Annotated in this window: 11 protein-coding genes and 1 tRNA gene; 9 read left to right on the forward strand and 3 right to left on the reverse strand. The window is 71.7% G+C overall.

From position 1 onward, the window contains the following. The first annotated feature begins 315 nt into the window (after window positions 1-315). The gene (gene purD, locus IF12_RS0120480; protein WP_030161794.1) at window positions 316-1,536 is read left to right on the forward strand and encodes a phosphoribosylamine--glycine ligase; all 1,221 of its coding nucleotides are present in this window, start codon (window positions 316-318) and stop codon (window positions 1,534-1,536) included. 66 nt (window positions 1,537-1,602) lie between these two features. Here purD and IF12_RS0120485 read toward each other — a convergent pair whose 3' ends face one another. Beyond that, a complete protein-coding gene (locus tag IF12_RS0120485) occupies window positions 1,603-2,817 on the reverse strand; it encodes an arginine deiminase (RefSeq protein ID WP_030161796.1) in 1,215 nt (404 codons plus the stop codon). Window positions 2,818-2,907: 90 nt separating this feature from the next. On the opposite strand from IF12_RS0120485, the gene IF12_RS24435 reads away from it, so the two are divergent. Then, on the forward strand, window positions 2,908-3,369 hold the full coding sequence (locus IF12_RS24435; RefSeq protein WP_051704673.1) for a hypothetical protein: 462 nt from the start codon (window positions 2,908-2,910) through the stop codon (window positions 3,367-3,369). A gap of 108 nt (window positions 3,370-3,477) precedes the next feature. Here IF12_RS24435 and IF12_RS0120495 read toward each other — a convergent pair whose 3' ends face one another. Beyond that, window positions 3,478-5,379, reverse strand: coding sequence for a hypothetical protein (locus tag IF12_RS0120495; RefSeq protein WP_051704674.1), 1,902 nt, complete (start codon window positions 5,377-5,379; stop codon window positions 3,478-3,480). A gap of 208 nt (window positions 5,380-5,587) precedes the next feature. Between IF12_RS0120495 and IF12_RS0120500 the strand changes: the two genes are divergently transcribed. From IF12_RS0120500 to IF12_RS0120510, 3 genes are all read left to right on the forward strand, one after another. After that, window positions 5,588-6,538, forward strand: coding sequence for a hypothetical protein (locus tag IF12_RS0120500; protein WP_156036869.1), 951 nt, complete (start codon window positions 5,588-5,590; stop codon window positions 6,536-6,538). Between the two features lie 713 nt (window positions 6,539-7,251). Further along, window positions 7,252-8,223, forward strand: coding sequence for a serine hydrolase (locus IF12_RS24440; RefSeq protein ID WP_051704675.1), 972 nt, complete (start codon window positions 7,252-7,254; stop codon window positions 8,221-8,223). Window positions 8,224-8,362: 139 nt separating this feature from the next. Continuing rightward, the gene (locus IF12_RS0120510; protein ID WP_051704676.1) at window positions 8,363-9,724 is read left to right on the forward strand and encodes an FAD-binding oxidoreductase; all 1,362 of its coding nucleotides are present in this window, start codon (window positions 8,363-8,365) and stop codon (window positions 9,722-9,724) included. Between the two features lie 397 nt (window positions 9,725-10,121). On the opposite strand, the gene IF12_RS0120515 is transcribed toward IF12_RS0120510, so the two are convergent. Beyond that, a complete protein-coding gene (locus IF12_RS0120515; RefSeq protein WP_030161807.1) occupies window positions 10,122-10,976 on the reverse strand; it encodes an aminotransferase class IV in 855 nt (284 codons plus the stop codon). A 78-nt stretch (window positions 10,977-11,054) separates the two neighbouring features. Here IF12_RS0120515 and IF12_RS0120520 point away from each other — a divergent pair, with 78 nt between their 5' ends. The 4 genes from IF12_RS0120520 (at window position 11,055) to IF12_RS0120535 (ending at window position 13,748) form a co-directional block, all read left to right on the forward strand. Continuing rightward, the gene (locus tag IF12_RS0120520; protein ID WP_030161809.1) at window positions 11,055-11,495 is read left to right on the forward strand and encodes a Fur family transcriptional regulator; all 441 of its coding nucleotides are present in this window, start codon (window positions 11,055-11,057) and stop codon (window positions 11,493-11,495) included. Continuing rightward, window positions 11,492-12,565, forward strand: coding sequence for a folate-binding protein YgfZ (locus IF12_RS0120525; RefSeq protein ID WP_030161810.1), 1,074 nt, complete (start codon window positions 11,492-11,494; stop codon window positions 12,563-12,565). Before IF12_RS0120520 ends, IF12_RS0120525 begins: the two co-directional genes overlap by 4 nt. Window positions 12,566-12,586: 21 nt before the next feature. Beyond that, the gene (locus tag IF12_RS0120530) at window positions 12,587-13,564 is read left to right on the forward strand and encodes an asparaginase (RefSeq protein WP_030161812.1); all 978 of its coding nucleotides are present in this window, start codon (window positions 12,587-12,589) and stop codon (window positions 13,562-13,564) included. 101 nt (window positions 13,565-13,665) lie between these two features. Then, window positions 13,666-13,748, forward strand: a tRNA-Leu gene (locus IF12_RS0120535). Window positions 13,749-13,926 lie beyond the last annotated feature (178 nt).

Consider the following 13,926-nt stretch of genomic DNA (forward strand, 5'->3'; position numbering starts at 1 on the left):
CGCTCAGATCCGGCCGGCCGGAGGCCGGCCGGAGGCCGGCCGGGCCCTGCTCTAGCTTTGCTTTGCTCTGCTTTAACTTTTTTGCACTGCGCTGCACTGCACTGCCTTAGCTTTCTAGTGCTTAAGGCCGTAGTGCCATCCCTATCCCCCACCCTCCCAGAAGGGGACCGAAGTCTGGGGCCAAGCGTTGCTCGGGGGTGTGACAAAAACAGCGCTCAGCGACGGACTTGTCACCCGATCGTGCGTCGTCCCGCGTAATGAGTGCCACCCGGCGTGGCGGTTAACCAGCACGTATCCGCACCGTAAACTGGCGGGGTGCGAGTACTCCTGATCGGCTCCGGCGGCCGCGAGCACGCCCTCGCGGCGGCCCTGGCCGAGGACGAATCCGTCACCAAGCTCATCTGCGCCCCGGGCAACCCCGGCATGGCCGCACTCGGCGAGTGCGTGCCGGTGAACCAGACCGACCCGGCCGCCGTGGCCTCCCTGGCGGTGACCTCCGCGGCCGACCTCGTCATCGTCGGCCCCGAGGCCCCGCTGGTCGCCGGCGTCGCCGACGCGGTCCGCGCCAAGGGCATACCGGTGTACGGCCCCAGCGGCGCCGCCGCCCGGATCGAGGGCTCAAAGGCCTTCGCGAAGGAGATCATGGCCGCCGCCGGCGTCCCCACCGCCGCCGCCCGGGTCTGCAAGACCCGCGAGGAGGCCGAGGCCGCGCTCGACGAGTTCGGCGCGCCGTACGTGGTGAAGGACGACGGCCTCGCCGCCGGCAAGGGCGTCGTCGTCACCGAGGACCGCGAGCAGGCCCTCGCCCACGCGGTCGAATGCGAGCGGGTCGTCATCGAGGAGTACCTCGACGGCCCCGAGGTCTCGCTGTTCGTCGTCAGCGACGGCGCCACCGCGAAGGCGCTGCTGCCGGCGCAGGACTTCAAGCGCATCGGCGACGGCGGCACCGGCCCCAACACCGGCGGCATGGGCGCCTACAGCCCCCTGCCGTGGGCCCCGGACGACCTGGTCGCCGAGGTCATGACCCGCGTCGCCGAGCCGACCCTGGCCGAGCTGGCCGGGCGCGGCCTGCCGTTCGTCGGCACCCTGTACTGCGGACTAGCGCTGACCTCGAAGGGCCTCAAGGTCGTCGAGTTCAACGCCCGCTTCGGCGACCCGGAGATCCAGGCGGTGCTCGCGCTCCTGGAGACCCCGCTCGGCACGCTGCTGCACGCGGCCGCGACCGGGAGGCTCGACAGCGTCGGCTCCCTGTGGTGGCGCGAGGGCGCGGCCGTCTGCGTCGTGGTCGCCAACGAGGGCTACCCGGGCGAGACGGTGACCGGCCGCCCGCTGTACGGCGCGGACGCCGACGGCGTCTTCCACGCCGGGACCGCGATCGACGCCTCAGGGCAGCTCATCGCCACCGGCGGCCGGGTCCTCGGCTGCGTCGGCACCGGCGAGTCCGTTGCCCAGGCCCGCCAGGAGGCCTACTCGATCACCGAGAGCATCAAACTCGAAGGCGGCTACTTCCGCAAGGACATCGCCGCCAACCTCTAAGCAGCACAAACGGAAAGCGGCCGCGACCCGACGGGTCGCGGCCGCTTTCCGGTCCTGCGCGTCGTGTCAGAGGGCCTCTCGGATCGACGGGCAGGACATGCACCTGGGGCCGCCTCGGCCGGAGCCGAGTTCGGAGCCGGGGATGGTGAGGACCTTGATGCCGGCCCTTTCGAGGCGGGCGTTGGTGACCGTGTTGCGCTCGTAGGCGACCGCGATCCCCGGCGAGAGCGCGAGGGTGTTGTTGCCGTCGTCCCACTGCTCGCGCTCGGCCGTGACCACGTCCCGCTCCCCGGTGTGGATGATCTCGATGCGCTCAACGCCGATCGCCTCGGCCGCGGCGTCGAGGAACCGCCTGGGTGCCTTGATGTCGAGGCTCGCGCCGCCGTCGGCGCTGGTGAGCGTGTACGCCTCCAGGCGCTGCTCGGCCGGGGCGTACATGACCATCCGGTCGCGGTCGACCATCGTGCAGACCGTGTCCAGGTGCATGGTGGCGCGGCGCTGGGCGATGGGGACGGCCAGGACCGTGCGGATCGTGCCGCGTTCGAAGACCTTGCGCGCCAAGCGCTCCGCTCCCGCGGGCGTGGTGCGCTCGCCCACACCGACGGCCAGGACGCCCGGCGCGAGCGCCAGCACGTCCCCGCCTTCGAGGTGCTCCAGCGACGGGTCGTAGAGCTTCGGGACGGCGGCGAAGCGCGGATGGTGGTGGTAGATGATCCCGGTCAGAGTCGTCTCGCGGCGGCGGGCCGGCATCGCGAGGCTGGTCACGGCCACCGCGTCGCCGATCCACACCGAGGAGTCCCGGGTGAACATCATGTTCGGCAGCGGGTCGATCACGAAGTCGGTGGGGCGCATCATCTTGTGCCGCAGGCTCCGCGAGCGCCCGAACTCCTCTTTGGTCAGTCCTTCGATGAGGACCGCGGCGAGCCGTTCGGGTTCGAGGTCGGCGAGGTGGGCGGCCAGCTCGCGTCCGAGGGTCTGGCCCAGGCGCGGGTCGGCGGTGACCGAGACGGTCACGGCCTCACGGGCTTCGGGCGACTCGAAGCACTCGGCGAGGAGCGCGGCGACGTAGAGGACCTCGACGCCCTGGTCGAGGAGCGTGGCGGCGAACCGGTCGTGTTCGGCCTGGGCCCGCTCGACCCACGGGATGCCGTCGAACAGCAGCGCGCCGCTGTTGCGGGGGGTGAGGCGGCGCAGCTCCCCTCCGGGGCGGTGGAGCATGACACTGCGCAGGCGCCCCACCTCGGAATCGACACCGAAAGCGGGCGCGTCGTTGGCACTCATGACCCGAGGGTAGACGCGCGGGGGACGAAGATCAACTTTTCTCTGTTAACGTGGACCGACTGAGCGTTACGACTACCCCCGGGACGCCCATTGACGCAACTCGAACTCGTCATCCCGCTCCGCGCGAATCTGCCCGGGCCCGACGGCAGGAGGCTCGACCCCGCGCTGTCCACGTGGCGCACCGCGGTGATCGCGAGCGCCGACGCGTGCCTGCTCCTCGCGGCCGACACGCGGATCGTCGCGATCTCTCGCGAGGCGAGGCAGCTGCTCGGGTTCGGACCCGAGGTCGACACGGCGATGCCGCGCTTTCTCGATGCGGGCCTTCGGTTCCTGGACTTCACGGCCGGCGGCTATCCGCTGGTGGACGCGGAGCTGGCGCGGCTCGCGCCGGTGCAGGCGCTCCAGACGGACGCGCTCGAGCGCAGCCTGATGCGTATCGAGGGCCGCGGCGTGCACCGGACCTTCGACGTCACGGCCTCCCCGCTCCACTCCCCGCCGCGGCTCGACGCGGTGGGATCGCTGGCCTTCTTCACGCCGATGGGACCGATGTGAGGATTAATCGCGTTTCGGGCGATGTCGTACCCCGCGGGTATTTTTGAACCAGGGGTCCCCTAGGGGACATATCCGTAATTTACGGAATATCAGCTCTTAGTCGGCGGCTCAGGGGTTGAGGTCGTAGACGATCGCCGTTTCGGTCCGGAGGACTTCCACGCCGAAGGGATCGGTCTCGGTGTCGATGCCCGCCCAGTCGCTTCCCGACAGCGCACCGGGTTGCACCACCACGGTCTCGATCCCCGCCTCCCGCAGCGACGCGATCGCGTCCGGGTCGGGGAAGTCCATCGACATCGACCGCAGGCCCGCCTGCTCGTTCGGCGTGAACGCCGCGACCCCGTTCGCGACCTCCACGAACCCGTCGATGCTCCAGTACTGCACCTTCGTGTCGCCACCGCCCGAAGGCAGGAACAGCACCGGACCCTCCAGTTCGGACATGTCCACCGGCGCCTGCGGCACCGCCACATACGGCGCCACCGTCAAACCCTCCCACAGGACCAGCGCGACCGGCAGGAACAGCAGCGCGTGCACCCGCCTGGGCGCCTTCACCGTCAGGCGCTTGTCCACACGGGCGCGGTGCGCCACCTCGTCGGCCTCGTCGGCGATCCGCGTCAGCGTCCCCGCCGCGAGCACCGCCAGGATCAACGTCAGATACAGGACCAATCGCCCTGGCGTGCGGATCGCGTCCCACCCCGGCGCGTACGCGTACAGCAGCGCCCACGCCCACGAACCGTGGTCGAGGAAGTTGGGGCCCATGCTGATCGCGAACACCACCGCGCCGCCGAAGGCCAGCCAGAACCGCTGCCACCCCGACCAGCACGACCAGATCAGACCCGCCACCGCCAGCGCCATGAGCGTGAAGCCCACCAGCAGCGCCTGCTCGGGCGCCCACGTCAGGTCCGCGCGCGCCGCCTCGTGCGCCGCGCCCCAGGCCCGCGACTCCTGCGGCGCGATGATGAAGCTCTGCCAGGTCGGGCTGAACCACGCGATGTAGTCGGCGTCGCGCACCGACTCCGGATAGGTCTGGGCCACGACGGCGTGCTTGTCGGCGATCCACAGCACCCCGAGGCTGAAGACGCTGCCGCCGAATCCGTTGGCGGCGAGGGTCTGCCAGCGCAGGCGCGGGCGCAGCACGAGCCAGTGGAGGCCGACGACCACGCCGATCCCCAGGAGCAGGTAGACGAACGGGATGCCGAGCCCCGCGCCGATCGTGAACTGCCACAGGGCGGTGAGCCAACCGGCGATGATCCAGCCGGGGCGCTGGCGGTCGGCCCGGAAGCCCTCGCGCATGGACCAGCCGTGGCCGCGGGCGAGCATGGCCAGGGCCAGGGCGATGCCGCCGCAGGAGAGCACCTGGAGGTGTCCGGCCTGGCCGAGTTTCCAAGGGGCGTAGGCGAAGGCGGCGGCGCCGAGGGCGGAGCCGGCGACGCGGGCGCCGAGTTGGCGCAGGAGCGCGTAGGCGCCGAGGAAGGCGAGGGCGAAGGTGCCCATGTAGAGGACGTTGTAGACGATGAGCGCGTTCTGTGGGGTGGTGGCGAAGAGCGCGGCGGGCGCGTAGCCGAGGAGGGTGTCGGTGAAGAGGTAGGCGTCGGTGAGGGGCCAGAAGCTGTTGGTGTCCCAGATCCCTGCCGGGTCGTTGACCAGGGCGTGCCCGACCCAGCCGAGGATGTAGGTGAGCAGGAGCGGGTCGCCGGTGTCGTGGGGGATGACCGAGTCGAGGTCTTTGGCGAGTGGCCAGGTCATGGCGACGGCGAGGAGGGCGCTGAAGAGTCCGGCGAGGGTCCATTCGGAGCGGGCGGCGCGGCGCAGAGCGCGGCCCGCGGCGCGCAGGCGTCCGGGCGGGGCCGCCTCGGGGGTCGCGGGGTCGCCCGCGGCGAAGCGCCGCCAGCGTTCGGGGTCGTCCACTGCGGGGGCGGCGGGGTCCGTTGCGGGCGCAGCGGCGGGGCCGGGCGCGGCCGGGTGGGCCTCGGGCTCGCGCCCTTCCTCGGATTCGGACTCAAGTGTCGCCATGGGGTACTCGCGGTCTCGCTCGGTGCTGTCTGCGCACATCCTACGGACGGTCGGCACGGGCGGTATCGGGGCATGTGCGCGGCGGGGAATCGGTCGGGGCGCGAACCGTCACCTTTCGCGCGCCGGTTCGTTGAACGGGGTTGAGACCTGATTCGCGCGGCCCGTCGGCCGTGGCCCGCATCGAAGACGCAGTTGGAGAGACGAAGGCATGGGAAGACACAACACGAAGCTCGGTCACCAGTCCCGGGCTCAGACGCGTCCTCCACTGCCGTACCCGGTGAACGACGGCCGGGTCGCGCCGGCGGTGCAGGAGGCGGCCGAGCGCCGCTCGCAGCGGCGCCGTTCGCGTCTGGCGGCGCTGTCGGCGGCGACGGTGCTGGCCATCGGCGGTGCGGCCGGGATGAGCATGGCGACCGCGGACGAGCCTGAGGCGAGCGGCGGGGGCGAGATCGTCTTCAGCGGCAGCTGCGGCACGCTGGGCCTGCTGTCGGCCACGTCGAGCCCGGACTCCTCCGAGGTGACGGTGGTGCAGGGCTCGCAGGTGCGCTACCGCAACGAGCTCGGCACGAAGGCGAAGCTGCATGTGGGCGACGAGGTGTACGACATCGGGTCGGGCGCGACGCAGGTGTTCGTGATGAACCGGTCGGCCGAGGTGGCGATGGTCCCCGCGTGCGCGGGCCTGTTCGCCGATTACGAGTCGGCGCAGGTGCGGGTGGTCGAGCCGCAGTCGGAGGGCGTGCCGGCCGACGAGGAGGAGCCGGCAGCCGAGGCGCCCGCGGTGCACGATCTTCCCGCTCCGGACGAGGGCGGCGCGGAGCTCGAAGCGCCCAGCGGCGACCGTCCGGCCGGCGGCGGCGACTCGGCCGCGGGCCGGCAGGGCCACGGCGAGGACGCGGCGGCGCTCGACGAAGCGGAGGACGCCGAGGACGAGGCGGCCGCCGAAGACGAGGTGAACGCGTTCGGTCCTCCCGCCGGTTCGGAGGAGGACACGGCGGCCGGCGGTGACTTCGCGGGCGCCGACGAGGAGTTCGTGGCGGTGGACCCGAAGGCGGTGGCCGACGGGGCGAACGGCCTGCTGGCGCTGGTCGCGATCATCTGCCTGGTGGGTGTGGCCGCGGCGGTGGCACGCACCCTGCTCAAACAGCGGGCGATGGCATGAGTGCCGTCGCCGCACAGACCCCGGCGCCGCGAGCGGTCGCCGCGTCCGGTCCCGCGCACGGCTCCCCGGCTTGGCCGGGCGGGCGGGTGCGGAACCGGCGCGACCGGCCGCGGGCGGCGCGGGCTGCATTTCACGGTGCAGTACCGGGCTCGTTCCCGGCCCGTCCGGCGCGTGAAGCGCGCGTGAGGCGTTCGGATCAGCAGGCGGTGTCGCCGCGGCCACAGTCGCTCGAAGCACATGCTTCCGAGCGGCCGCGTCCGCCGGCGAAGGACCCTGCGGCGGTGTCGGCGGTCAAGGCCGGCGTGCCGTCTCCGGAGGCCGCCTCGCGGGGCGAGTCGGGGCCCGGCTCGGTGGAGTCTCCGTGAGGCACTGCGGATCGGGCGGTCGTTGCTGGATATTTCCTCCCCAGGTCCCACATCGACGACCCGGACCAGTGCCTCACGGCCTCAACTGAAGGCCCTCGACCGCGACCGCGTCCCCCGCGGTGTCCAGGACGGCGCCCGCCGGTCGGCGGGCGCTTCGTCGTTTGCGGCGGCGGTCCATTCGAGGGACGATTGGGGCGGCAGGGGCGTAGCGGCGCTCACACGGTATGTGTTGTGGAACCGTTACCGAACTCTCGTTTGACCCTGCTTGTGGTCACTTAGGTGACTGCTTTAGCGTGGGCCGCAGCACTTAGTCCGCGTCCCCCCGCATTCAAGAGTCAGGTTCATGCCGTGTCCTCCACGCCCACCACCTCGCGGCGGCTTTGGCCGTACCTCGCCGTTCCGGCGTTCGCCGTGCTCGTGGCCGCGACGATCTACCTCGGCGACTTCTCGCGCGCCGACGGCGGCACGGGCGGTTCCGCGGACGAGAGCCTGCCCGGTTCGCAGGCCGGGGAGTCGGAGCTGAGCACCTCCACGTTGCAGCCCACTGACGAGGAGCTGCGGCTGGCCGCCCAGGCCCAGTTGCAGACGGCGCTCGACCGGGCGGTCGGCGAGTACGTCGCGGGCCTGGAGGACGAGAACTTCTACGCGGCGGTCGCGGTCGACGACGGCGAGTTCCGCCTCGACGTCGAGGGCGAGACGCAGTACGACACGGCCTCGATCGTCAAGGTCGAGATCCTCACGATGGTGCTCCAGGAGTACGGGACGCTCGATGAGGTGCCCGGCTGGCTGCTGGCGCGCGCCGGGCAGATGATCCGCGACTCCGACAACGACGCCACGAACGAGATGCTCTACGGCGGGACCTTCGACGACGGCCATGAGGCGATCGCCCAGGCGCACATCGACTTCGGGCTCGAGCACACGAATCCGAACGAGACCGAGCAGTGGGGCAAGACCCAGACCACCTCGGTCGACCAGCTCCGGATGCTGGAGCTCGCGCTCTATGAGGGCGTGCTCGACGCCGAGCAGGTCGAGTTCACCCGTTCGCTCATGGGCGACCTGTCCGAGTCCCAGCAGTGGGGCGTGTCGGCGGCGGCCGGCGAGGGCGAGACGGTGTGGATGAAGAACGGGTGGGACACCCGCGACGTCATGGGCGGGGAGTGGATCGTCAACTCGATCGGCGTCATCGGCGGGGACACCGAGCAGCCGATCTCGATCACGATCCTCACCGGCGGCTCGTACTCGCTCTCCGAGGGGATCGAGCGGGTCGAGGAGCTCGCGCGGATCATCCGCGAGGTCATCGACACCGACCCGTACGCGTGACCCTCGCGTTCCCTCACGCGATCGGCTGACCTTCACGCCTTCCCGGGCGCTGAGGGCCGCTTTTTGTCGTACCCGCGCGGCATTGTGGGCGCAGGTCCCCTGGGTGGGCGGGGGCTCGGGATGGCCTTACCCTTCCGGAATGAGCGATCCGATCTCCGCCCTCACCGAGGCGGGCCTGGCGCCGGTCACCGATCCGGACGTCCTGGCCGCCCACGCGGTCGACCACGCCGGGCTCGTGCCGCCCGGCCGCGCCCTGGCGCTGGTGCGCGCCCGATCGACCGAGGAGGTCGCCACGACCGTGCGCGTCGCCGCCGAGTACGGCGTCCCCGTCGTGCCCCAAGGGGCCCGCACCGGCCTGGCCGGCGCGGCGACGGCGGTCGACGGCGCGCTGCTCCTCGACCTCTCCCCCATGGACCGGATCGTGTCCATCGACCCGGTCGACCGGCTCGCGGTCTGCCAGCCGGGGGTCCTCAACGCCGCCGTCTCGGCAGCCGCCGCCGAGTTCGGCCTGCGCTACAGCCCCGACCCCGGGTCCTGGCAGATCTCCACGATCGGCGGGAACATCGCCACGGCCGCCGGCGGCATGTGCTGCGTCAAGTACGGCACCACGCCCGAATACGTGCTCGGCCTCGAAGTGGTCCTCGCCTCCGGCGAGGTGATGCGCTGCGGACGGCGCACCGCAAAGGGCGTGGCCGGGTACGACCTGGTGCGGCTGTTCTGCGGTTCCGAAGGGACCCTGGGGATCATCACCGAGGCGACTTTGAAGCTCGCGCCGATCCCGGCCGAGCGGCTCACCCTCGCGGCGGTCTTCGACACGACCGCCGACGCCGGGCGGGCGGTCACCGACATCATGGCCTCGGGCGCGCAGCCGAGCCTGCTCGAACTCATCGACAACACCCACCTGAGGGCCCTCGAAGCCCTGCGGCCCATGGGACTGCCGACCGAGGCCGCGGCGCTCCTGCTGGTCTGCGCCGACGCGAACCCCGTCGAGGAACTCGCGGCGGTGGAGCGGTTGTGCGCGGCCGCGGGCGCCTCCGAGGTGCACCGCGCCACCGACGCAGAAGAGGCCGACGCGCTCCTGGAGTCGCGGCGCAGCGCCTACCACGCCATGGAGAAACTGGGAACCGTGCTGGTCGACGACGTGGCCGTGCCGCGCTCGCGACTGGCCGAGGCCCTCGACGGCGTCCAGGCCGCGGCCGAGCGCCACGGCGTGCTCATCGGCGTCATCGCCCACGCCGGCGACGGGAACCTCCACCCGAACATCATCGTGCACCCCGAGGACCCCGCCTCGCTCGCGGCGGGCAGGGCCGCGTTCGACGAGATCCTGGAGATGGCGCTCGCCATGGGCGGCACCATCACCGGCGAGCACGGCGTCGGACTGCTCAAACGCGACTGGCTCGAAAGGGAACTGGACCCGGTGAACCTCGCGGCGCAGCGGCGCATCAAGGACGCGTTCGATCCGCTCGGCATCCTCAACCCCGGCAAGGTCCTCACGCGCTGAAGAAACGAAAGTCGTTGCGCGCCAATGCGAAATGGAATCGGTGCGGCGTGCGGATACGCGGCTCGAACGGCCCGGGAAATGCGCCGGGGCGCGAACGCCACTGGCGCCGATACGGTTTCGTGTCGGTCCTGTGACACATTAATGGGGCCGCAGCGCTTGCCCATTCGCTGCGGCCCCGATAAAGTGGAGGAGCTCCACTTTTCATTGGCACCAGTAGGGCTGTGCCCGATTGCCCTTACTGGCTTGTGCCCCCGGATTGTTCCGTGCCTCCCGGAAGACTGCCCATGTCGATCCGTTCGGCTTGTCGGCGTGACCGGAACACTCATTACTATGAGGACCGTCTCTGAACGTGGCCTGTGCCGAGCCTGGGAACTACCTGGGAATCGATGCCGAACCGTTACGATGGCACTGCGAAACCCGCGAGTTTGTCCAGCTCAGCCGTGACGTCCGGGCGCTGCGCGAGCGGCTCCCCGTCGATCTGAGTGATGAAGGCCACACCCCGGACCGAGGAGCTGAGCCAGGCCGCCTCGGCGTTCTTCAGGTCCGCCACCGCGATCAGCCGCTCGGCGGTCCGCAACCCGGCCTTCGGCGCCTGCTCCAGCAGGTGCGCGCTCGTCGTCCCCGGCAGGATCCCGGTCGCGACCGGCGTGGTGCACAGCGTGTCCCCGTCGAGCCACAGCAGCGAGGACGTGGGCCCCTCCAGCGCGAACCCGTCGGCCGAGACCCACAGGGCGTCGTCGGCGCCCTGGGACTTCGCCCAGCGGGTCACCGCCATCATCGAGGCGTACGAGAGCGCCTTCACCCCGCCTAGAAGCCACGGGGCTTCGCCCCGCGCGTCGGCATTCACCCCCAGGCTCGCCGTGGCGATCCTCAGACCGTCCCGGCGCGGCAGGATGCGCTCGCGCGGAACGGGATCGACCGTGGCGTAGACGGTGAGCGGCCCGCCGTGCTCGCGGCCCCTCGTGGCGACCAGGCGCAGCGCGCCCTCACCCTCGGCCCGCTCGCGCCAAGCGGCCAGCGCCTGCTCGGCGAGGCCGGCCATGTCCGCCTTCGCGGGCAGTTCGAACTCCATGCGGCGCGCCGAGTTCGCCATCCGGTCGAGGTGCTCCGACAGCAGGAACGCCTGGCCGTCGCGGACGTTGATCGTCTCGAAGACGCCGTCGCCCCGGAGGACTCCGAGGTCGTCGGCGCACAGGAGCGGCTCGTCGGAGTCGACGACGCCGCGGTGCAGTACTGCGGTTACAAGTGCCATGCGGTCATTGTGCCCCTCGGCTCCGAGCGGGCGGCGCAGCACGCGTCCGCTCGCGTGCGGGCGCAGTACCATGCAGACATGCCCACCGAAGCCGAGGCGGAAACCGAACTGGCCGCGGTCCTGCGCTCCAAGGGCCTGCGCATGACCGCGCAGCGCCAACTCGTCCTGGAGGCCGTCCGCACCCTCGGGCACGCGACGCCCGAGCAGATCCACGAGCAGATCCGCGGGCAGGTCGAGGGCGTGAACATCACGACCGTCTACCGGACCCTCGACCTGCTCGAGGAGCTCCTCCTCGTCTCCCACACGCACCTCTCCCACGGCGCCCCCACCTACCACCTGTCCGGCGACAGGGGCCACGCCCACCTGGTGTGCCACCGCTGCGGCCGGATCACCGAAGTCGAGCCGTCGCTGTTCGCGAACGCACGCGACGACGTCGCCGACGCCACCGGTTTCGTCATGGACGTCGGCCACGTCGCCCTGTTCGGAACCTGCGCTGAATGCCTGGAGAAGCACGCATGACCGAGAACGCACCGTCCCCGCTCCTGTCCCTGCCCGGCGCCGTCGCGACCGAGGCCTCCGAGACGCAGACCGGGCGCACCGCCTGGCACTACGGCGGTCCGCTCGCCGAGCAGAAGAAGGCCGTCGAGTCCGGCGCGCTGTTCGACCGCTCCGACCGCGACCTCATCGCGATCACCGGCGCCGCCCGCCTCGAATGGCTCCACTCCCTCTCCACCCAGCACCTGACCAGTCTCAAGGCCCACCAGGGCACCGAGACGCTCATCCTCTCCCCCACCGGGCGCATCGAGCACCACGCGAACCTCTTCGACGACGGCGCGACCGTCTGGCTCGACACCGAGCCCGGACGCGGCGAAGCCCTGCGCAAGTACCTGGAGCTCATGAAGTTCCGCACCGAGGTCGACGTCCGCGACGCCTCGGGCGAGTGGGCGCTGTTCACCCGCACGCTGCCCGAGCCGGCCGACTCCGAAGCACCGGTGACGCAGCCGGTCCCGGTGGCCAAGTTCGCCGCGAAGGACCTCCTGGCCGTCCCGACCTCGGTCCACCCCGGGTCCGCGCTGGAGGCGAGCCCCGGCTGGACGCGCCGCACCGACGCGCTCGGCCTGCCCACCTACGACCTGCTGGTGCGCCGCGAGGACATCGAGTCGGCGCTGCTTCGCGGCGACGCGGTCCCCGCCGGCACCTGGGCGTACGACGCGCTCCGCGTCGCCGCGAAGGTGCCGGCCTTCGGCCGCGACACCGACGAGAAGTCCGTCCCGCATGAGGTCGCGCACTGGCTCGCGGCCGCCGTCCACCTCGACAAGGGCTGCTACCGGGGCCAGGAGACCGTCGCCAAGGTCCACCACCTCGGCCAGTCGCCCCGGCGGCTCGTCCAGATCCACCTCGACGGCTCCAGCGAACAGCCGCCCGCCCACGGCACGCCGGTCACCTTGGACGGCAAGGAGGTCGGCTACATCGGCACCGCCGTGCAGCACTACGAGCTGGGCCAGATCGCCCTCGCGGTGCTCAAGCGCTCGGCGGCCGAGAAGACCGACGCGGATCTCATCGCGGGCGATCAGGCCGCGCGCCAATAACGACCGCATTAGCCTCGCGGTATGACAGCTTCCTACCGCGGCGGCGAACCCGTCGCCGAGATCGTCCGGTCCGGGTTCGCCGAAAGCCTCCACCGGGGCAGCGTGGCCGTGACCGACCCCGCGGGCGAGCGCACCGCCGCGATCGGCGACGCCGACGCGCCGGTCTTCCCCCGCTCGTCCAACAAGCCCATGCAGGCGGTCGCGATGCTCCGCGCCGGATGGGAGCCCGACAGCGAGGCCGACCTGGCGATCGCCGCCGCGAGCCACCGCGGCGAGCCGTTCCACCTCGCCCGGGCCCGTTCGGTCCTCGACCACGCGGGGGTCGGCGAGGACCGCCTCCAATGCCCGCCCGACCTGCCCGGCGACCCGACCGCCCGCCGCGACGTGCTCGCCGCCGGCGGGGAGCCGCGGCGCCTGTACATGAACTGCTCGGGCAAGCACTCCGGGATGCTCGCCGCGTGCGCGGCCGCCGGATGGGACCTGGACACCTACCGCGACATCGACCACCCGCTCCAGCGGCTCATCACCGCCACCGTCGAGGAGCTCACCGGCGAGACCGTGGCCGCGGTCGGCGTCGACGGGTGCGGCGCACCGGTCCTGGCCCTGTCCCTCACCGGCCTCGCCCGCGCCTTCACCCGCCTCGTCGAAGCCCCCGAGGGCACCCCCGAGCGGCGCGTCGCCGACGCCATGCGGGCGCACCCGATCCTCGTCGACGGCACCGAAGGGCCCGACCACCGGTCCATGACCGCCCTGCCCGGCCTGCTCGCCAAGGGCGGCGCCGAAGGCGTCCACGTCCTGGCCGCACCCGGCGTCGGCGCGGCCGCCGTCAAGATCGACGACGGCGGCGGGCGCGCCTCCACGCCCGTGGCCCTGCGCGCGATGACCCGCCTGGCCGGGCTCCCGATCCCCGACGAGGCCAAACCCGAGGTCGAGCGGCTCTCCTGGCCCGAGGTCCTCGGCGGCGGGCGGCCCGTCGGGCGCCTGCGCACCCTCCTGTGACCGGGCCCCGCCGAGTGGCCTGAGACTCAAGCGGCCCAATACCCCGTGGCGGGCCGAACCCCAGGCAGGGTAATATCGTCGCGTCGCAAGTACTGACACTCGCGCGAGTGGCGGAATGGCAGACGCGCTGGCTTCAGGTGCCAGTGTCCGAAAGGACGTGGGGGTTCAAGTCCCCCCTCGCGCACGCAGGGTTCCTCAATCGAACCCGTGGCAATCGCAACCGGTGGCGGCGATCCTCTCCGAAGGGTCGCCGCCACCGGCGTCTCCAAGGTCGAATCCACGATCGAACCGCCCGATAACCTCCGGGCCGGCCGCGATCTCCTCGGGGATCGAACCGATCCGGGTTGAGGCTGCGGGAAGAC

The organism is Glycomyces sp. NRRL B-16210 (assembly GCF_000719515.1).
In the GTDB taxonomy this organism is placed as follows: domain Bacteria; phylum Actinomycetota; class Actinomycetes; order Mycobacteriales; family Micromonosporaceae; genus Glycomyces.

Bases quoted from the DNA above. Each gene is read 5' to 3' on its own strand.
- IF12_RS0120485 (WP_030161796.1), bottom strand. From the start codon at position 2,817: ATGAGTGCCAACGACGCGCCCGCTTTCGGTGTCGATTCCGAGGTGGGG.
- IF12_RS0120495 (WP_051704674.1), bottom strand. From the start codon at position 5,379: ATGGCGACACTTGAGTCCGAATCCGAGGAAGGGCGCGAGCCCGAGGCC.
- IF12_RS0120500 (WP_156036869.1), top strand. From the start codon at position 5,588: ATGGGAAGACACAACACGAAGCTCGGTCACCAGTCCCGGGCTCAGACG.
- IF12_RS0120510 (WP_051704676.1), top strand. From the start codon at position 8,363: ATGAGCGATCCGATCTCCGCCCTCACCGAGGCGGGCCTGGCGCCGGTC.
- IF12_RS0120515 (WP_030161807.1), bottom strand. From the start codon at position 10,976: ATGGCACTTGTAACCGCAGTACTGCACCGCGGCGTCGTCGACTCCGAC.
- IF12_RS0120520 (WP_030161809.1), top strand. From the start codon at position 11,055: ATGCCCACCGAAGCCGAGGCGGAAACCGAACTGGCCGCGGTCCTGCGC.
- IF12_RS0120525 (WP_030161810.1), top strand. From the start codon at position 11,492: ATGACCGAGAACGCACCGTCCCCGCTCCTGTCCCTGCCCGGCGCCGTC.
- IF12_RS0120530 (WP_030161812.1), top strand. From the start codon at position 12,587: ATGACAGCTTCCTACCGCGGCGGCGAACCCGTCGCCGAGATCGTCCGG.